The organism is Hymenobacter wooponensis (assembly GCF_004745865.1).
Lineage (GTDB): Bacteria > Bacteroidota > Bacteroidia > Cytophagales > Hymenobacteraceae > Hymenobacter > Hymenobacter wooponensis.
On record NZ_SRKZ01000008.1, the window covers coordinates 47,728 to 66,728 of the forward strand.

11 protein-coding genes are annotated in these 19,001 nt (G+C 63.0%); 2 read left to right on the forward strand and 9 right to left on the reverse strand.

The genetic code is table 11. The annotated features are described in order from the left end of the window. Nucleotides 1–117 precede the first annotated feature (117 nt). From EU557_RS22645 to EU557_RS25580, 3 genes are all read right to left on the reverse strand, one after another. Nucleotides 118–2,193, reverse strand: coding sequence for a HelD family protein (locus EU557_RS22645; protein ID WP_245326365.1), 2,076 nt, complete (start codon nt 2,191–2,193; stop codon nt 118–120). 116 nt (nt 2,194–2,309) lie between these two features. Beyond that, a complete protein-coding gene (locus EU557_RS22650) occupies nt 2,310–3,347 on the reverse strand; it encodes a replication initiation protein (protein ID WP_167855312.1) in 1,038 nt (345 codons plus the stop codon). A gap of 128 nt (nt 3,348–3,475) precedes the next feature. Continuing rightward, entirely contained in the window at nt 3,476–3,619 is a 144-nt protein-coding gene (locus EU557_RS25580; protein ID WP_167855313.1) for a hypothetical protein, read from the reverse strand. Nucleotides 3,620–3,905: 286 nt separating this feature from the next. Between EU557_RS25580 and EU557_RS25585 the strand changes: the two genes are divergently transcribed. Both EU557_RS25585 and EU557_RS22655 read left to right on the forward strand, forming a co-directional pair. Then, the gene (locus EU557_RS25585) at nt 3,906–4,076 is read left to right on the forward strand and encodes a hypothetical protein (RefSeq protein ID WP_167855314.1); all 171 of its coding nucleotides are present in this window, start codon (nt 3,906–3,908) and stop codon (nt 4,074–4,076) included. 436 nt (nt 4,077–4,512) lie between these two features. Further along, nucleotides 4,513–7,224 carry a PAS domain-containing hybrid sensor histidine kinase/response regulator gene (locus tag EU557_RS22655; RefSeq protein WP_135532767.1) on the forward strand — a complete coding sequence of 904 codons (2,712 nt, stop codon included), beginning with the start codon at nt 4,513–4,515 and terminating at the stop codon, nt 7,222–7,224. A 56-nt stretch (nt 7,225–7,280) separates the two neighbouring features. On the opposite strand, the gene EU557_RS22660 is transcribed toward EU557_RS22655, so the two are convergent. The 6 genes from EU557_RS22660 to EU557_RS22685 form a co-directional block, all read right to left on the reverse strand. Further along, nucleotides 7,281–9,656 carry a GH92 family glycosyl hydrolase gene (locus EU557_RS22660; protein ID WP_135532768.1) on the reverse strand — a complete coding sequence of 792 codons (2,376 nt, stop codon included), beginning with the start codon at nt 9,654–9,656 and terminating at the stop codon, nt 7,281–7,283. 130 nt (nt 9,657–9,786) lie between these two features. Further along, on the reverse strand, nt 9,787–10,944 hold the full coding sequence (locus tag EU557_RS22665) for a glycoside hydrolase family 76 protein (RefSeq protein WP_135532769.1): 1,158 nt from the start codon (nt 10,942–10,944) through the stop codon (nt 9,787–9,789). Between the two features lie 40 nt (nt 10,945–10,984). Further along, nucleotides 10,985–12,121: a SusE domain-containing protein gene (locus EU557_RS22670; protein WP_135532770.1), complete on the reverse strand. Its 1,137-nt coding sequence runs from the start codon at nt 12,119–12,121 to the stop codon at nt 10,985–10,987. Between the two features lie 42 nt (nt 12,122–12,163). Then, complete coding sequence (locus tag EU557_RS22675; RefSeq protein WP_135532771.1) at nt 12,164–13,774, reverse strand: RagB/SusD family nutrient uptake outer membrane protein; 1,611 nt, start codon at nt 13,772–13,774, stop codon at nt 12,164–12,166. A 17-nt stretch (nt 13,775–13,791) separates the two neighbouring features. Further along, nucleotides 13,792–16,974, reverse strand: coding sequence for a SusC/RagA family TonB-linked outer membrane protein (locus EU557_RS22680; RefSeq protein WP_135532772.1), 3,183 nt, complete (start codon nt 16,972–16,974; stop codon nt 13,792–13,794). Nucleotides 16,975–17,480: 506 nt separating this feature from the next. Beyond that, a complete protein-coding gene (locus EU557_RS22685) occupies nt 17,481–18,881 on the reverse strand; it encodes a sugar porter family MFS transporter (protein ID WP_135532773.1) in 1,401 nt (466 codons plus the stop codon). Nucleotides 18,882–19,001 lie beyond the last annotated feature (120 nt).

Sequence of the window (19,001 nt, forward strand, 5' to 3'; positions counted from 1 at the left end):
GCCTGCTTCCCAGCGCCGCTGCCGCCGCCGTGGGCGACGGAATGAAACGACTCCCGAGCTGATCAAAAAGCCGGCAAGCTGTCCCCCGGCCGTACGGCAACCCGCCTGCTCGCCGTCCTAGCCAGCCAGGATGGGGGTAAGCTCACCGACGTACGTGAGCGTGAGTTGATGCATCGCCCGGGTGCAGGCTACGTACAGCATGCTTCGGTCAACCTCCGTGGTGTAGGTCTGAGCGGAGGCAAAGGGCACCACCACCGCATCGAATTCCAACCCCTTGGCCAAGTGAGCAGTAGTGATAATGACTCCCTCCTTAAAGGCAGTTGACTCCTCCGTGAGCAAATAAACGCCCGGGGCCTGCAGTGCCTCCTGCGCGTGTTCGGCTTGCGCGAGAGTTTTGCAAATGAGGCCCAGGGAATGCTGACCCGAGCTTTTAAAGTCCGCAATCAGCTGGCGGAGCGCCGTTAGCTCCTCACCCGGGCTGTTGTAACCCACCACGGCCGGCGCCGGGCCGTGCCGGTCCAGGGGAATGAGGTGGGGATTGGGGGTGATGCGCTGCGCGAAGGCCGTAATCTCGACGGTTGAGCGGTAGCTGCGGTAGAGCTTGACCACCTCGGCTTGCGGGAATACGCGTTCGATGGTTTCGGCGGAGGAAGCGCTGTAGGGGTTCACCGTCTGGCTGACATCGCCCAGGATGGTTTTGCGGCAGTGAAACAAGCGCGACAAGACGGCATACTGCACCGGGGTGTAGTCCTGCATCTCGTCCACGAGCAAGTGCTTGACGTGATCGTAGGAAGCCAGTCCTTCCAGCCGCAGGTGCAAATAAATCAAGGCAAACACATCGGCGTACTCCAACTGTAGCGGGTGGTCCAGCCGCAGGAGCCTGGGCTGCCCCACCCAGCGGTAAAAGTCCCGGTAGAAGTCCAGCACCTGATTGAACTTCAGCATACGGGGTATTCCTTCCCCAATGGCGGCCTTCTCGCGCCCGGTCAGCTTGCGGCGGACCGCGTCTCGCACGAAGGCCCGCACATCATCGGCAATCAGGGCGAAGCGCTTCAAGATTGGCACCCGGTGGTAGGCCTTAAACTTGTCCAGCAGCAGTTGCCGGGGCACCACCGTGCCGCCCACCCGCAGCTCGGCAGCGGTGAAGTAGTGGTTCTCCACGTGAAGCAGGTACTGGTTCAGCTTGCTGAGAAACTCCGCCGATGACTTGAACCGGATGCGCTCGATAAACGCGGGGTCGGGCCGCTCCAGCAGGGCCGACACCTGCTCGAAAAAGGTTTGAAACCGGTAGCGGTTGCCCAGCAGGTCGGCCGCCAGCTCCTCCATGCCCAGCTCGGGGATGTGTTCTTCGCCCAGCTCGGGCAGCACGTTGGAGATGTAGTCGGCGAAAACTTTATTCGGGGAGATGATCAGCACGTCCTTGGCCCGGATCGTCTCCCGGTAGCGGTACAGCAGAAAGGCGATGCGGTGCAGGGCGATGGAGGTTTTGCCCGAGCCGGCCACGCCCTGAATGATCATCACCGGCGCCGTCTCATTGCGGATGACCGCGTTCTGGTCGCGCTGAATGGTGGCGACGATATTTTTCATTTTATCGTCGGAGGACTTGGCCAGCTCCTGCTGCAGCACGTCGTCGTGAATATTCACGGCGCTGTCGAGCAGAAACTCCAGGCGGCCGTCCCGAATCTTGTATTGCCGCTTGCGCTCGATGGTGCCCTCGATGGTACCGGAAGGGGTGGTGTAGGCGGCCGCTCCCAGCTCGAAGTCGTAAAACATGGAGGAAATCGGGGCCCGCCAGTCGTAAATCAGGTTCTGGCGCTGCTGCTCCTCAAAGAAGGAGTACACGCCAATGTACACCGGCGTGCTCCCCTGCCCGGGGGGGGCGAAGTCCAGGCGGCCGAAGTAGGGCGACTGTCCCAGCTTCAGCAGCCGTCGTTTCCGGGCCACGGCGCCTTCGCCCGTAAAGGCCATCCGGTTGATGGACTGCCCGGCCGCAACCATGTCGGCCTCGTCCATGCCCGACTGGTGCTCGTGGATATACTGCTTTTTCTGCCGGAGCTCATCGGAAAACTGCTTGACGGCGTCATCCACCCGCCGAATGGCGAGCGTCAGCTTCTCCTTGATCTCTTCCAGGTATTCTCGTTCTTCTGATTCGGTGGCGTTTATCACGGGCAGCTCCTGAAAAAATAGCCCCAAAGGTGGGCGCAAAATCTGGAAGCCTGAAGGGGGGCGCCTTTTTACTTCAGCACCCGACCTCAGAAAAAACGGGCGCGGGCGGCGGGGGCGGCAGCAGGCCGGGGCCGTCGGCTAGCTTATTTCAGCGTGGGGTACAGGCCCGGAAATTCCGTTTTCAGTAAGTTGATGGCGACTCCCCCCAGGTTGTCAAAAACCTTGTTGCCGGCTTCGAAATCGCGTAGGAGCGGGTGGCTGACTTTCATGAGCTTGGCGATTTTCGCCTCGTCGTCGCCCATGAAGTTGAGCACGTGCTGAATCTGCGCCTCGGTCATCTTGAGCTTGTGCAGGCGCGTAACGATGCGCTGGTGCAGCGTGGGCAGCTCCGCGGTCAGGGCCAGGCTCATCTGCTTTTCCGCGGGGCGGGTCTTGCTCGTGGTTTTAATTGGCACGCTGGCCAGGTCCTGCTCCCCGAGCAGGGCCTGGGGCTTGGGGATAGTGAAGCGCACGGCTTGCACCTTTTTGCCTTCCTTGATGGGCTCGTAGGTTACCATCCACCCCAGGGAGTGCAGTTCCCGCAGGGCCGGCTCGAGCGCATAGCGCTTGAAGTCGTAAAAGAGCGTGTACGTGACGTCGTTGTCGTCCCCCAGAATCTGCTTGCGCAGGGTGCCGAAATCCACCTCCCACAGGCCCACGTCGTCCCAGGACTTGAGCAGCCAGTACAGCCGGTGCGCGTGGGCCGACTTGAGCGTGAGCAGAGTTTCAATTTCCACGTGCGTGTACTGCTCGGCCAGCTGGAGCAGGAAGGGCTTGATTTCCGGGGCGAAATTGCCCGTCAAAAAGCCCGTGCCCTCGTTTAAATCGATGTAGCTGATGATGGAGTAAGCCGTAAAGCGTTTTTTGTTGCCCGTCTGCGACTCAATGCTGACCACCTTGGACATCAGGCTCTTGCAAGCGTCGCGGATGGTTTCGTACACGCTGCCGCCCTTCTTCTGGGTCATCACCCGGCTCAGGGGAATGGAGATACCCGGCAGCTCCGTCTGGTCCTGGTGAATGCAGCCCAGGGCCAGGGCAAAGATGCGGGCTTCCACGTGGGTGAGCTTCAGGGGAGCACGGACCAGGGCGTTGGCTTGGTAGGCCCGGGGGTAAAGCGTAGCGGCGGCGGGAACCGTGGGCATAGGAACGGCGAAAGTGGAGATTCCACTAATATACGTACCGGCGTGAAAATTCATCGAAGTTCACGCAAATGAAAGCCGGGAGTGCCATTTTTCACGTAGATCGGGACCAGGCTGCGCGGTGCCATTTTTCACGTAGTTGGCCGGGCCAGCCCGGAAAAAGTGCCTGTTTTCACGCAGATGGTGCCATTTTTCACGTAGTGGTGCCACTTCTCACGCAGCAGAGTGCCGTTTTTCGCGCAGATGGTGCCATTTTTCACGCAAATGGGTGCCATTTTTCACGCAGCAGAGTGCCATTTTTCACGCAGGAAACCGGTATTACAACTTGAAAATCAATTAGTTATGGCTTCCTGAATAAAGAATATAATTAAGAAAAGCTTTAGAATACAGAAGAGGTTCTGATTTTTTTGAAAAAGTTGAAAAGGATCAGCTCTACTCCTGGGGGCGGCTTTCCCACCAAAGTCGGCCCGCAGAAGGCGCTGTCCGGATTTTAAGGCGCCTGCGGGGGAGAAAATTCAATAGCACAGGCACATAGCATCTCTCCGAGTGACTGCGTGAAAAATGGCACTCTCCGCCCGGCCCCCGCCCCCGTCGGGCGGCCCCACCATCTACGTGAAAAATGGCACCGTTCCCCGGGTTGAGAGGACCGCTGCTCCTCAGCCGCTGGCGGCCCGGTGCAACGGCCATGACTTACCTGGGGGAATCAACCACGATTGGCTCACCGGGGCCTGACTACTTTACGCCCGGCAAACACGGCAGATACTGCCCGGCACCCAGCGGCGGGGGAACTTAACTGCCTCAGCGGCCATCTATAGCTAAACGAAGGAAGCGGCGCGCCTACAGGTGGTGTGCTGCCGATGTCCCGGCGGCCCGCCGCGGCGCCTCGCTCGTTGCTGGCAGCCACCTTGGGCCTACCCGGGCGGAAGCTCGCAGGTGGGCTCCCTAGGCCTCCCCGCTCCGCGGGAAAGTCCTTACCTTGCTTAGCTACGCTGCAGGGGCAACCCAAGCCGGGCTGCCGCCCTAGTGAATGGTCTGGTAGCTCTGGCCTAGCCCCGGGCGCTAAGTGCCAAGTCGAGGTCGGAGCAGGGGCGGCCGGCCGGCCCGCCATGATGTGCCCGCGCTTCGTTATCTTCTACTTTGCTCAAGAATTTCTATTCTCGCTGCTGATATGTCCTCTTTCCCCGTAGATGGCACGGCTAGTCTAGCGGACCAACTCGCCCAGTGCCAGCTGGCACTAACCGCCGCCCAAGCGCAAATTGCTGCCCTGCAGCAGGAAGCCGATGGCTCCGATCAGCCCGGGGCGACGGCCTTCGTGCAGCAGCTGCCCACGGCGGGGTGGCTGCTGAGCGCGGATGGCCGAACCCAAGCTCTTAACCAGGCTTTCCGCACCCTGCTGGGTTGCGCCGCGGAGCCCCCCCTCCCCCGGGGCCCCCAGCCGGCCGGAGCCGATACCAGCTTTATTGCCGAGGCTTTTGAGGATCCGGCCGCCTTCCGGGCGTGGCTGCGAACAACCCACCGCGCCGGAACAACATCGCTGCACCAGGCCTTTGCCCTGGCCGACGGCCGGGTGGTGGAGCTGGACTACCTGGTGTTAGAGTCGACGAGCGGGGAGCACCTGATTGTGGGGCGCGACATTACCGAGCGCCACCAGCACCTGGCGCAGCTGCGGACCCGCGCCCACCTGCTTGAGCAGCACCCGCAGCCCGTAGTGCAGCTTTCTTCCCGGGGCGAAGTGCGCTACGCTAACCGCGCCGCCGCCGCCCTGCTCGCCGCCGCGCCGGACGCTTTGCAGCGCGAGGCGGGGCCCCGCCTGCTGCGCGTGGGGCGGCGGGCCTGGCACTCGGGCCAGCCCCAGGAGCTTATCCTGGCAGGCCACTCCTACCGGGTGGCCGCCGTGGCCGGGCCGGAGGAGGAAGCCCTGGCGGTGTATCTCACGGCGGCCCCCCGGCAGCAGAGCCAGGAGGAGAACTTTTACGAATCCATTCTGGCTCACGTGCCCGCCGGCGTCATTGCCTTCGACGCGCAACACCGCTATCTGTACGCCAACCCCGTCGTGGAGCCCGACCCGGCCCTGCGGGCCTGGCTGATCGGCAAGAACAACTTTGAATCGTGCGCCCGGCGCGGGCGACCCCGGGCCATGGCGGAGCGCCGACAGGCGCTGTTCGAGCAGGCCCTGCGGGAGCGGCAGGAAGTTACCTGGGAGGAAACTCTGTGGTACCCCCAGTTGGGGAAGCGCCACCACCTGCGGCGCTTCCGGCCCCTGTTCGCCGCCGACGGCTCGCTACGCATGGTGCTGAGCCTGGGCATTGACATTACCGAGCGGCAGCAGGCCGAAGCGGCCCTGCGGGAGCACCAGTACCTGGTCCAGCAGATTGTGGATACCATCCCTAACCTGCTCTGCGTCATAAATCCCGCCAACGAAGTGGTGTTTGCCAACGCGGCCTTTCGGCAGTTCTTCCAGAGCCGGGGCTTCAACCGGCCCAAGCACCCCGACCACCAGCGGGACTTCGATCAGTTCTGCGCGTGGAACCGGCAGGTGCTCGAAACCGGGCAGGTCTTTCGGCGCGAGATTTCGCTTACGGCCGAGGACGGGGAGGTGCGCTACTTCCAGACCGACAAACGCCCCCTGCAGCGAGCGGATGGCCGGCTGGAAGTGCTCACGCTGCACACCGACATCACCGCCCGGGTGGCGGCCGAACAGGAGGCCCAGCAGGCCAAGCAGCAAGCGGAAGAAAACGCCCAGGCCAAGGAAATGTTTCTCTCCCGCATGAGTCACGAGATCCGGACGCCCCTTAACGGGGTGTTGGGGATGGCGTTGCTGCTGGAAAAGACCTCCCTGACGGCCCAGCAGCAGGGCTACCTGACCACCATGCAGCAGGCCGGTCACCAGCTGTTGTTGCTCATCAACGATGTGCTGGACTTAACCAAAATCACCTCCCGGCCCCTCCCCCTGGCCCAGGCGCCCTTCGACGTGCTCAGCACCCTGCGGGGGGCGCAGCAAACGGTAGGGGCCCTGGCCACGCTCAAAGGGCTCCCCGTAACGATAGAGGCCGACGCGCTCAGCGGGCTCTCGCTGGTCGGCGACGCCGCCCGCCTCCATCAGGTGCTGCTCAACCTGCTGGGAAACGCCATTAAGTTTACCGAGCAGGGCGGCATTCAGCTGGGCGCGACGGTGGTGCGGGGGGCCCCCGAGGACGTGACCATCCGCTTCTGGGTGCAGGATACGGGCATTGGCATCGCTGCGGAGGAGCAGGAAGCCATCTTCGAGGCCTTCAGCCAAGTTAACGCCGTGCCATTCTCGGCCCTGGGGGGGACGGGCTTGGGCCTGGCCATCAGCGACCAGTTAGTCCGGCAGATGGGAAGCGTGCTCCGGCTCAGCAGCACCCCGGGGGAGGGCTCCACCTTTTTCTTTGGGCTGACGCTACCGCGAAGCGAGCCGACGGCGGCCCCCCTGCCGGCTGAACCACCCCGAGCAAGCTACGAGGAACTGCGGGGCCTGCACATTTTGCTGGCCGAGGACAATCTGGTGAACCAGTGGATTACCCGGGTGATTCTGGAGCAGCGGGGAGTGGTCGTGGACGTGGTAGCCCACGGGGTAGCGGCCCTGGAGGCCCTGGAGGCGCAGCCCTACGACGCGGCGGTGCTGGATATCCAGATGCCGGGCCTGAGCGGGCTGGAAGTAACCCGGGCCTTCCGGCAGCGGCGCAGCCTGCCCCACGTCAACCTGCCCATTATCGCCTTGACGGCCAACGCCTTCGAGGCCGACCAGGCGACGTATCTAGCCGCGGGGATGAATGGCTGCGTGACCAAACCCTTTGCGGAAGAGGAGCTTTGCCAGCTGCTGCTGCGGCTAACCAGGCCCCAGCCGGCCGCCGAGTAGACCTCCGCTGGGGCACCCGGGGCTGGGGCCGTTCCCAGGGATGGCTGCCGGCGGGCCTACTGGGCCGAGGGCGGCGGGGTCTGGCTACCCCAGGCTTTGTTGGGCTGGGGGCCCATGGTAAACACCAGCCGGCCCCCGCGCATCAGCTCATCCCGGTAAAGCCAGCAGTTGGTGAGGGGCTTGCCATTCAACTCCGCCGCCTGCACGTACACGTTCTGCTTGGCCGTGTTTTTGGCTTCAATTACCAGCTTGTTCTGGTTGCCCAGCTGGATGGTGGCCTTGCTGAACAGCGGGCTGCCCAGCTCAATGATGGGGCGGGCATCGGTGAAGCCCTTTACGTCGAACAAACCCAGGGCCGTGATGACGTACCAGGAGCCCAGCTGGCCCTGGTCCTCATCCTGGCCGTAGCCGTAGCCGTGGATGGGCTCGGTGCCGTAAAACTCGTCGCAAATCTGGCGGGTCCACTTCTGCGTCAGCCAGGGCTGGCCCGAGAAGTTGAACAGCCAGCTGATGTGCAGGCAGGGTTGGTTGCCGTGGTTGTAGATGGCATTGACGCCGGCGAAGGCATCTATTTCCTTACCGCCCCCGAAGCCGGTTTTGGCCGAGGCCGTGAAGATGCTGTCCAGGCGGCTGTTGAACTTATCGCGCCCTATGGCCGCGATGAGGCCGGCGGGGTTTTGCGGCACGTAGAAGGTGTACTGCATGGCATTGCCCTCCTGGAAGCCGCGCCACGGCTCAAAGGGCTTGAAGTTGCCGGCGAAGGTGCCATCCGCCAGCTTGGGCTGCATGAGCTGGCTCTGCGGGTTCAGAATGGCTTGCCAGCCGTTAGAAAGCTTGATGAGCTGCGCGTAATCTTCCTTTTTGCCCAGGGCTTTGGCCATTTGCGCGGCGGCAAAGGCGCTGTAGCTGTACTCCAGGGTGTGGGAGTTGGAGAAATAGGCGCCGGTGGAGTCGGTTTTGTACCACACGCCCTGGTCCTGCTTGTAGCCTTCCTTGAAGGGCACGTAGCCGTACTGGGTGAAGGCCTTCACGTCCATCTTGCCCGAGCCGAACGGGCGGTTACGCCAGTTTAGCTCATTGGCGCGCACGGCCTGGTAGGCCAGGTTCACGTCGTAGTTGCGGATGCCTACCTGGTAGGCGGCGGCCACGGCCAGGCCCACGAAATTGGTGCCCACCCCGGAGATGTACTCGCTGTTGGCCAGGCCGTCGCCAAACCAGCCTTTGTCGCGGTAGACTTGGAGCTGGGTGTTCACGTAGTTGCCGTACCACTCGGGGTACGACAGTGCCCACAGCTGGGTCAGGTTCCAGTAGCCGCCCCAGATGGCGTCCGTGTTGATAAACTCGGGCCGCGGGGCGGGGCCGCTGGCCGCCAGCTGGCCTACCTGGCCCGCGTGCTTGGGGTAAGCGCCGTTCACGTCGCTGGCAATGCCGCGGCCGAGCAGGGCATGAAACAGGCCCGTGTAAAACTTGGTCTTGTTCTGCTCATCGGGGCCTTCCACCGCAATTTTACTTAGCTCCCGCTGCCAGGTGGCCTGGGCAGCAGTGCGGGCCTGGTCGAAGGTGAGGCGGCGGGCCTCGGCTTGCAAGTTGGCTTTGGCGTTGGCAATGGAGGTGTACGAGAGGCCTACCTTCAGCTCAATCTTTTCCTGCGCGGCGGTCTTGTAGTTGAGGAACAACCCTGCGCCCTTGCCTGTAGCCGAGTTCGTATTGGGCTGTGTGCCGGCGGCCGTGAAGGCGCCTACGCTGGCCGGTGCTTTGCTGACTTCCCCGAAGAAGTACATGTTCACCTTGCCCGTGGGGTCGTAGGTTTTCACGTACTTGGGGTAGGTGCTCACGAAGCCCTCCACGTGCGTGGCGTCCACCATCCGAATGCTGGCGTCGGTCACGTCGCTGCTTTCGCCCTGCTTGTTGCCGATGTCGAGAATGATATGCGCCTGCTCATTCTTGGGGAAGGTGTAGCGGTGAAAGCCCACCCGCTTGGTGGCCGTCAGCTCGGCCGTGATGCCGTAGTCATCGAGCAGCACCCGGTAGTAGCCGGGCTCGGCCACCTGGTTTTTGCGGTCGAAGCGGGAGCGGTAGCCCGTCGCCGGGCCGTCAAGGTCGCCGGGCTTCACGCGCAGCTCGCCGGTGGTCGGCATGAAGCTCACGCCCCCCACCTGCCACTCGTGAAAGTGCACGAAGCCCTCGATAGAATTCTGGCGGGTGTCGTAGCCCACGGCTTCCCAGCCCGAGGCATTGCCGTAGTGGCCGTTGGTGGAAGGTGCCAGCTTGGCCATGCCGTAGGGCACGGCCGCCGGAGTGTAGAAAAACCACCGGCTGTGCGCCGTGCCAATGTTGGGGTTCACGTACTTCAGCACGCTTTGCGCGCGGGCGCCGCCCGCCGCCAGCAGCAGGGCCAGGGACCAGGCGCCGGCCGTGAAAGTCAACTTCATACAAGAGTGTTAAGGGTAGCGGGGGCAGGCATTTGCCCGCGCCCGATCCCACTGCCAGGCGCGGGCAGACCAGGCCGCATCCCACTGCTCAGCCCGGTCTTTTGCCCACCAGAATTATACTTAAGGGACCCTACAGGAGCTTGCGCGCCTGCAAGTCAGCCATTACTTCAAACATCATGACCCCACTCAGCTGCGTTGAGCCGTCGACGGTGCCGCCCGGCTGGGCGGTCCAGCTGGTGTTGAACAGGTACTGGGGTCGGCGCATGCCCTGCTTGTACAGGCTCTCACCGTTGAACTTGAGGAACGACACGTACCGGGCACGGGTGGCCGCGGGTACGGCGGGCTCGGTGGCCAGCAGCGAGAGGTAGCGCACCAATACGCCTTTGAACAGGCCACCGTCTCCGCCGCCTTCGTCGCGCAGAATGCCCCCGGGCGAAAGCTGGCTATCGTTGACCACGTAGCCCGCCGTGCGGTTGGCATCGTCGAGGTAGGTGCTTTGCTGCGTAGCGCGGTACAACTCCAGGCCCGCCCCTAGAAACACTCCCTGGTTGTAGCTAAAGCGCCACTCCCGGTCTATCTGCCCATCACCCTGGCGGTTTATGCCATCCCATACGGCCCCCGTAGCGGGGTCAACCAGGGTCTTTTTCTGCCACTCGTAAATCTTCGTGGCCCAGGCCAGGTCGTCGGGGTTGCGGTCGAGCTGGTAGAGGCGGGCGGCGAAAATGGCCACCGGAGCGTTGGCGGGCGTGTTTTTGTAGTCGCGCTGGTTCTTGCGCCAGGCAATACCGCCGCCCTGGCTGGTGTTCCAGCCGTTCTTGAGGTCGGCCCAGAGCTGCAGGGCCGTGGCCTTGTACGCGGGCTCCTTCGTGACCTGGAACGCGCGCAGGTTGGCCAGGGCGTGCCAGGCCATGTCGTCGTAGTAGGTGTTCAGGTAGGTGTTGCCGTTCTGCTTTTTGGCCCCCTGCTGCAGCTGCTGCATCCTGGTTGTGTAGTCCGGCACCTGGGTGCGCTGGTAGCCATCGAGCAGCACGTCGAGGCCGTGGGCCTGCCACCAGTAGTTGAAGTCGGGCTTGCCGAGGTTGTTCTGCAGGTAGTACTGGTTGGTGGGCGCCCAGAAGTTCTGGTGAAGCGCCGCCTGCGCCGAGTCGGCGCGGGCGGCCCAGTTTGCCACCGCTGCCGCCGGCGGAGCTGGAGCCGGCGGCGTAATTATATCATCAACGGGCTCGTGGCAGGCGGCCAGCAGCAGCAGGCCTAGTAGCAGGCCGGCATTGCCTCGGGAAAACAGCATAGTAGTTGGAATAAAGCCCAATGAAAAGCCGCGGCGCACCTTACCGGACGGTTACCTGGTGGGTGTATGCCGCGGGCTGCAGCATGACCGTGATGTCCACGCTCTTGCGGTCTGCCGCGGCCGCAAACTTGTAGGTGTTGTTCCACTGGTCGTCGGCCACCGGCACAATGGTGTAGTAGGCCGCGGCCGTGGTGGCCGTGGGGGGTACGTTATCGGTGTTGGTGCTGCCGTACTGGCGGGCCGTTACTTTGCCGGCCATATCTTTTTCCGAGAAAATAAACTTGTAGCGCTCATCACGGCCCCAGCTGAACTGGAAGAACTCGATGGGCGTATTCTCAACTTTCCACACCCCTTTGCCCACGTACGGGAGGGTCACAGTCACCTTGTTCTGAGCCGAAACCCAGAGGCCTACCGACTGAATTTCCGTGAGGATGGCCGAGCCATTGTTGAAATCAAGCGTGACGCGGTACACCGCGGGCGTGGTGGCGGGGCTGGTAGCATTGCTGCCCTGCAGCAGTTTGTTGCCATTGATATAGTAGGCCGTGGGCGTACCCGTGGTCTGGTCTACCAGTTTCACTTCGCCGGGCGAGAGCCGGGTGTAGAGCTCAAACACTCCCGCCGACACGCGCTTGAATGGCATGGCCTGGCCGAGCGTAGCGCCCGCTTCCGTGCCGGAGCCGGTGAGGTAGAGGTTACCGGGAATAACGGAGAAGCCGGCGGGGCGCTCTACCGCAATGGTACGCGCGGTGGCGGCGGGCATTACGTTCAGGCCCTTCGTGGCATTTACCGTCCATTTCAGCTTGCCCTGGGCCTGGGCCGGAATCCCGGCCAGGTTGGCAATTTTATTCAGGTCGCCGTGGCTGAGCACCAGCTTGGTGTCCAGCCCGTTCGTGCCCGATACCGTGCTGTACACGGGGGCAGTGAAGTCGCCGCCCTCCTTGTCAAACAGCACCTCGTAGAGAATTACGGTACCATCCGCCGCGCGGGCCTGCCCCCACTCGAAGGTGACGGCCGCGTTGGAAGGCGGATCAAGTCTCACCAGGCTGTTGTCGGCGGGCGAGATATAGTTGGCCACCGGCGTAATGGTTTCGTCCAACTCCTTATCATCTTTCTGGCAGCCCGTGAGCAGGCCAATGAGCAGGAGCAGCAGCAGCAGGGGGTGGGAATATTTTTTCATGGTTATAAGAGCGAGAAAAAGGCAGAAACAGATGGGAAAGGGCTACCAGCCCGGGTTTTGACTGAGGTTGGGGTTGATGTCCCGCTCCCGCTGGGGCACGGGCCAGAGGTAGTGCTTGGCGGGGTCAAACGTGCGCTGATCCACCCGCAGGTAACCGCGGTCCACGTTCGGGTCGCCGGCCTTGATGCCGTGCGCAAAGCCATTGAGGGCCGTTTGGGCCGTGCGCCAGCGGCGCAGGTCGAAGATGCGCAGGCCTTCCATGGCCAGCTCCGTGCGACGCTCGCGGCGGATTACCGTTTGCAGGCTGGCTTTATCGCCGCCGGGGAAGGCCAGCGCGGCCGGATCCGTGAAGCCCGCCCGGCGCCGCAGGGCCCCGATGGTGCGGTCCCAATCCCCGGCGCCGAACTGGCCGAGCTCGTTTTTGGCCTCGGCGTGCATGAGCAGCACATCGGCGTAGCGCACCAGAATCAGGTTCAGGCCCGAGTTGAGGTTGGCATCGGCAGTGGGGTCAAAATACTTGGCCGAGTAGTAGCCCGTGGGGCTGGCATCGGCGCGGTCCACGGAGTTGTCGCCGGTGCCCGGCAGGGTCCGGATGAGGAGGCTTGACCCATCCGGGCGCTGCCACCGGTACCCATCGTACACCAGCGTAGCCGCAAAGCGCGGGTCGCGGCCTACGTAGGGCGTGGCCTCATTATAGCCCGAGCCGGCCTCAGTAATGGCCTTGCCGTTGGCCATCACGTAGCTGTCCACCAGCTCCTGGGTGGGGGCAATGGCGCAGATGAGTTTGCCCTCGGTGCGCGGAATAAAGAAGCGTTGCTCGGAGTGGGTGCGCGAGGGAAACAGATACTGCAGGTCTAGCATCACTTCGCTGTTGCCCTCGTTGTTGGGCGAAAAGACCCCCGCGTAGCTGGCAAACAGGCTGTAGGTGCCCGCCTGGTTGTTCAACAGCTGGTCGGTCACGGCTACCACGTCGGCCCAGCGGCTCTCGTAGAGCAGCACCCGGGCCTTCACGGCCAGCGCCGCCCCTTTGGTAAAGCGCCCCCGGTCTTCGGCGCCGTAGGCCGTGTTCAGGGGCAGGTCGGCCGCCGCAGCATCCAGCTCACTGAGCACGAAGGCCAGCACCTCGGCACGTGGGGTGCGGGCCACGCGGGCCGCCGCTGTAACGCTGATTTCGTCGGTGATCAGGGGTACGTCGCCGTACCAGGTCAGGAGCTGGAAGTACTGGTAGGCTCGCAGTGCGCGGGCTTCCGCTTGGTAGCGGGTCCGGAGGCCGGCCTCCAGGTTCGTAATCTTACCAATGTTGGCCAGCAGCTGGTTGCACTTGCGGATACCGCTGTAGTGGTAGCCCCACTCGTTGGTAACGCGTTGCTGGTTGGTGCCGTAGGCCCCTTCGGCGATGTTGCGGGCGTTGGAGCCGTTCACGTCGCTTTTATTGTAAGCGTTGTCCGAGAGCACCTCGTTGAAGAAGAAGTACTCGGAGTTATACAGGTTTTCGTAACAGGTAGCCAGCACGTTGGCCGCGTCGGATGGCTGCTGCCAGAACGTGGCGTCGGTGGGGCGGTCGGTGGGCGGCAGGTCCAGCTCCTGACAGGCGGAGAAACCAAAACCCAGCCCGAGCCCAAGCAGTACGGTATAGCGGAAATTGCGGTTCATCTGAGTGGGAATGGACGTTAGAGAGAAATATCGAGGCCTAGCGTCATGACTCGCACGGCCGGATACACCCGACCACTGCTGCCCCGTCCTCCCCCGGTGCCCACACTCTCGCTGAACTCGGAAATTTCCGGGTCAAACCCGATTTTCTTTAAGTGACTGATGGTGAACAGGTCCTGGCCCGAAGCAAAAATTCTTAAGCGCTGGACGAAGGCCTTCTTCGTGAGCGTAGCGGGCAGGGTGTAGCCCAGCTGCACGTTCTTGAGGCGGGCGTAGGCCCCATTCTGCAGCCAGTAGTCTGACCCCTGATTGTTGTTGGTCGAGGCCGTGCCGATAGTCAGGCGGGGGTAGCTCGCATCGGGGTTAGTAGGCGTCCAGCGGTCGAGGTGCTGCTGGTACACGTTTTCCCAGTTGTTGTGGAAGGCCTCCACCCCTTCGCCCCGAATGTAGAGGCTACGCTTGCCCACGCCCTGCACGAATACCAGCAGGTCGAAGCCCTTGTAATCGGCGGCGTAGGTGGCCCCGAAGGTGTAGCGCGGAAATGGGTTGGCCAGAATAAAGCGGTCATCCTGGTTGATGATCCCGTCGCCGTTGCGGTCCACGTAGCGGATGTCGCCGGGGCGCACCGTGCCAGGAGCCACAAACGAGGGTTTGGGACCGGCGTTGACTTCCTCCAGCGTCTGGTACAAGCCGGCCGAGCGGTAGCCGTAGTAGGAGTTAATGGGAAACCCTTCGCGGATGATGTTCGTGGCGTCGCCGCCCCGGATGGTTTCCACGCCTTTGGTATCAGTCACGGTGTTCCGGCTGTCGGCCGCATTCAGGCTCAGGCTCTGGTTGAAGCCCCCCGCCGAGCGCCGCCGGTAGGTGGCGGTTACCTCCCAGCCCTGGTTGCGCACTTTGGCCGCGTTCTGCGTGGGTGCGCCGGCTCCGAAGGTGGCGGCCACGGGCAGGTCGATGAGAATGTCGCTGGTGCGCTTGTCGAAGTAGTCGACGCTGAACGACAGCGCGTTCTGGAAGAAGCTCAGATCTAGGCCGACGTTGCCCATCGTGGCCGTTTCCCAGGTAATATCGGCGTTGGAGGTGCTGAAGTAGGACCCCGATACCGGCGTGCCGCCGAAGGAGTAGGTACCCGGCGCCAGGCTGACGGTGCTCAGGTAGCGGTAGAGGCCAATGTTCTGGTTACCCAGCTGGCCCAGGGAGCCACGCACCTTCAGGTCGCTGAACGTGGGCTGCAGGAAGCCCAGGAACGGCTCTTCCAGGGGGCGCCAGCCGACGGATACCGACGGGAAGAAGCCCCAGCGCTTGTTGCTGGCAAAGCGCGACGAGCCGTCGTAGCGGAAGCTGCCTTCCACCAGGTACTTGCCGGCAAAGGCGTAGTTCAGACGCCCGAACACCGAGTTAAGGGCCCACTGCTCCTGGTTGCCGTAGGTGCCGTTGGCGTGGTAGCCGCCGCTGGGGTCGTAAACGCCGGCGTAAGTTGTGCCGTTGTTCACTACCCCGAAATCGTTGCCGGGCACGTTGATGACGCGCACCCCCTGCCGGTCGTCGGTGAAATGCTCGGTGGAGTAGCCCACCAGGGCCTGCACGCCGTGCTTTTGGGCAAACGTGCGGTCGTAGTTGAGCACGGCCTGGTAGTTGGTCAGCAGCGTGCGCTGGCTGCGCTTCTGCACCGAGTTGTTGCCGTCGCCGCCGGCCGTGGGCGAGCCGTCCAAGGTCACGTACTGCAGGCTGCGGGTGAATTCATCGAGCTGGTAGTTCCACAGGTCCCCCCCGACCACGCCGCGCAGCTTCAGGCCCTTCACCAGCTCCAGCTCGGCGTTGAGGTTGGCGTAGCCGTTGTCGTTGGAGTTGGTGCGCAGGCCCCCGTTGCGGAGGCGGTTGGCCGAGTTGCTAGTGGAGGTGGCCGGCGTTACGTAGTTGCCCTGCTCATCCTGCACGGGATAGATAACCGGGATGCGGGCCGCGTCGCTGATAATCCACTGCGAGTCGAAGGCGTGCTCGCGGGTGCCCACGTGGGCGTAGGAGAAGATGGCTCCCACCTTGAGGCGGTCCGTTACCTGGGTGGTTAGGTTCAGGCGGCTGTTTAGGCGCTTAAACCCGTAGTCGCCGTAGAACAAGCTGTTCTGATCAACATAGCCTAGGGAAAGCAAGTAGCGCGTTTTGCCCGAGCTGCCGCTGACGCTCAAGTTGTGGTTTTGCTGGAAGGCCTGCTTCTTGAGCACCCGGTTGAGGTGCCACTCGTAGTCGCCGTGCTCGGCAAACTCGCGCATCTGCTGGGGGGAGAACTGCGGGGCCTGCCCGGAGTTGACCAGGGCCTCGTTTTTCAGCTGCATGAACTCCAGGCCCGTGACGGGCTGGCGCTGGAAATTCGGGGCCTGCAGGCCCACAACCGTGTTGTAGCTGATAACCGGCTTCTGGTTGAGCACGCCCTGCTTGGTGGTTACCAGCAGCACCCCATTGGCCGCCCGGGAGCCGTAGATGGCGGCCGAAGCGGCATCCTTCAGCACCGTGATACTCTCAATGTCGTTGGGGTTGAGCGCGTTGAGCGAGCCCGGGATGCCATCCACAATAATGAGTGGGGAGGCGTTGCCCAGGGTACCCACCCCCCGAATGTTGATGTTGAGGCCGGCCCCCGGCTCCGCACTATTCTGCTGAATAGTTAAGTTGGGCGAGGAGCCCTGCAGGGCCTGGGCCACCGTGGTTACCGGGCGGTTCTCCAGCGTGGCCCCGGTTACCGTGTTAAGGGCCCCGGTTACATTGGCCCGCTGCTGGGTGCCGTAGCCCACCACCACCACTTCCTGCAGGGCCTGGGTGTCGTCGGTGAGGGTTACCGTGAGCTGGCTGGTAGCGCCGGTTACCGGCACCTCCTGGCGGCTGAAGCCCACGAAGCTAAACACCAGCACGCTGTTTTCCGGCGCTTGCAGGGTGAAGTAGCCCTCGGAGTTGGTGCTGGCACCCTGGGTCGTGCCTTTCACTACGATGGTTACCCCGGGTAGCCCCACTCCCTTGGCATCCGTTACGCGACCCGCCACGGTCACGTCGGCCGGGGCCGCCGCGGCTGGGAGAGGGGGAAGGGTTGGGGCGGGGCCCGCGGCCGGGGAGCTGTGAAAAGCGAGAGCCCAAGCCCCCTGGGCCCGGCTGGCGCCACTAGGTACGGCGCTCAGCAGTACTGCCAAACGCACGTAGCGAGTAAAGTTTGCCATGTGATGGGTGGGAAAAATGGAGGATACAGAGCAGAAGGAACCACGTATCGGCCGGGCCATACCGGCTAGGAACGCAGGCAATGGGGGCGCGTCTCCGGGCGGCCACGGGTTGCTGCCGTGAGCAGACCAAGAGCAGTGGGAAGCTATTCGGGGGCAGGATGCCCGGTAATCGGATAAAAGCAGCAGCTGAGCGGACCGGGCCCTGCTGAGCCAGAGGGCTGGGAGCCGCGGGACTAATGGCGTTAAATAAGCCGGCCTTCTTACTGGCCCGAGCCTATTTGGGCAAGGCTACAGTTGCGTAACTCCCGGCCGATACAGCGCTTAAGCACTGCCTCATTACCTGGTTGTCGCCCACTGGAATAATAGAGGTACAGGTATAAAAGTCAGTAAGTATAGCTAAATCGTTTAAGCTAACCAGCTGGCGCAAGCGATTTATGGCAAATATTTTCCACTAATTAACCATAAAGTTCTGATTATCAAATAACTGCATAAAAATCATTTCTGATTTATGCCTGCCACCCGCGTTCAATTTCTTCCAGAGTCCGGCCTTTGGTCTCGGGCACGGCCCGCCACACGAACAGGAACGTGAGGGCTGAGAGCCCGGCGTAGAGCCCAAAGGCCCCGGCCAGCCCGGCGGCTTTGACCAGCGACAGGAACGTAAACGAAACCACGGTGCAGGCAATCCACAGGGCCACCGTTGCCAGCGAGGCTCCCCGGCCCCGCACGGCGTTGGGAAATATTTCGGTGATGACCACCCACACGCCCGGCCCCAGCCCCACGGCAAAGCAGGCTACGTACAGCATAATCAGGCCCAGCAACCACGGCCCCGGCGCGCCCAGGTGCATGGCCACTACCAGCGCCCCCAGCGCCAGGGTCATGCCCCCCGAAGCCGTGAGCAGCAGCGGCTTACGCCCTACCCTATCGATAACGAACAGCGCGACAATGGTACCGGCAAAGTTGATGCCCCCAATGAGGGCGTTGGCCCCGATGGCCGACGCGGCGCTCTGCCCGCTGTGCTCGGTGAAAATGATGGAGCCGTAGTACAGAATGGTATTGATGCCCGTGATTTGCTGCAGCACGGCCAGCACCACCGCGATGCGCAGGGGCTGGCGCAGGCGGGGCTGGTACAGGTTGGCTTCTTCGCCCCGCTCGGCGGCCAGCGCGGCTTGTATTTCGGCGGCCTCCGTGGCGGCAGCCGCCGGGCCGTTGAGGCGGATGAGCGTACCCATGGCTTCCGCTTCGCGCCCCTGGCCCAGCAGCCAGCGCGGACTTTCGGGCACCAGCAGCAGCGTAACCATGAAGAGCAGCGAGGGCAACGCCGCCGTAGCAAACATCCAGCGCCAGGAGGCTAACCCCAGCCCCGACAAGTAGTAGCTGGCCACGTAGGCCAGTAGAATGCCCGTCACAATGGCCAGCTGATTGAGCGTCACCAGCTGCCCCCGAATGCGGGCCGGAGCAATTTCGGCGATGTACAGCGGCACCAGCAGCGAAGCCAGCCCAATGGCCAGGCCACCCGCTAGCCGGGCCACCACGAACTCGGTAAGGGTGCGGGGCACCGCCGCCGCTAGGGCCGAAAGCGTAAACAGCAGGGCGGCCCCAAACAGCAGGCGGCGGCGGCCATAGCGGTCGGTGAGCCAGCCCGCCACGGCCGCCCCCACTACCGCCCCAAACAGGATGCTGCTAGCGGCCAGCTCGGTTTGCGGGTCGGTCAGGCCGAAGTCCTTTTTCAAAAAGACCAGGGCTCCGTTGATGATGGCCGTGTCGAAACCGAAGAGCAGTCCTCCCAGCGCCGCTACCGTCGCCATCAGGTACACGTAGCCAGGAGTACCAGCCGGGCCCGCGGCCGGGGAAGGTGGCCTAGCCGCCGATTCGTGCAGGATGGGTCCGGGGGACGCTTGAGTAGGCATGACAATACGCAGTAAGGAGTTAATAATCAATGCAACGCGGGGCACGCTAGCCAGCCTGAACTTTTCTAGGGACCACCTTCCTTAGGCGGCTAGCTGGTTCTAGGCCACCCTCTCTTAGGG

Excerpts from the sequence above, each read along its gene's own strand:
- EU557_RS22650 (WP_167855312.1), bottom strand. The coding sequence starts at position 3,347 with ATGCCCACGGTTCCCGCCGCCGCTACGCTTTACCCCCGGGCCTACCAA.
- EU557_RS25580 (WP_167855313.1), bottom strand. The coding sequence starts at position 3,619 with ATGGCACCCATTTGCGTGAAAAATGGCACCATCTGCGCGAAAAACGGC.
- EU557_RS25585 (WP_167855314.1), top strand. The coding sequence starts at position 3,906 with ATGGCACTCTCCGCCCGGCCCCCGCCCCCGTCGGGCGGCCCCACCATC.
- EU557_RS22655 (WP_135532767.1), top strand. The coding sequence starts at position 4,513 with ATGTCCTCTTTCCCCGTAGATGGCACGGCTAGTCTAGCGGACCAACTC.
- EU557_RS22660 (WP_135532768.1), bottom strand. The coding sequence starts at position 9,656 with ATGAAGTTGACTTTCACGGCCGGCGCCTGGTCCCTGGCCCTGCTGCTG.
- EU557_RS22665 (WP_135532769.1), bottom strand. The coding sequence starts at position 10,944 with ATGCTGTTTTCCCGAGGCAATGCCGGCCTGCTACTAGGCCTGCTGCTG.
- EU557_RS22670 (WP_135532770.1), bottom strand. The coding sequence starts at position 12,121 with ATGAAAAAATATTCCCACCCCCTGCTGCTGCTGCTCCTGCTCATTGGC.
- EU557_RS22675 (WP_135532771.1), bottom strand. The coding sequence starts at position 13,774 with ATGAACCGCAATTTCCGCTATACCGTACTGCTTGGGCTCGGGCTGGGT.
- EU557_RS22680 (WP_135532772.1), bottom strand. The coding sequence starts at position 16,974 with ATGGCAAACTTTACTCGCTACGTGCGTTTGGCAGTACTGCTGAGCGCC.
- EU557_RS22685 (WP_135532773.1), bottom strand. The coding sequence starts at position 18,881 with ATGCCTACTCAAGCGTCCCCCGGACCCATCCTGCACGAATCGGCGGCT.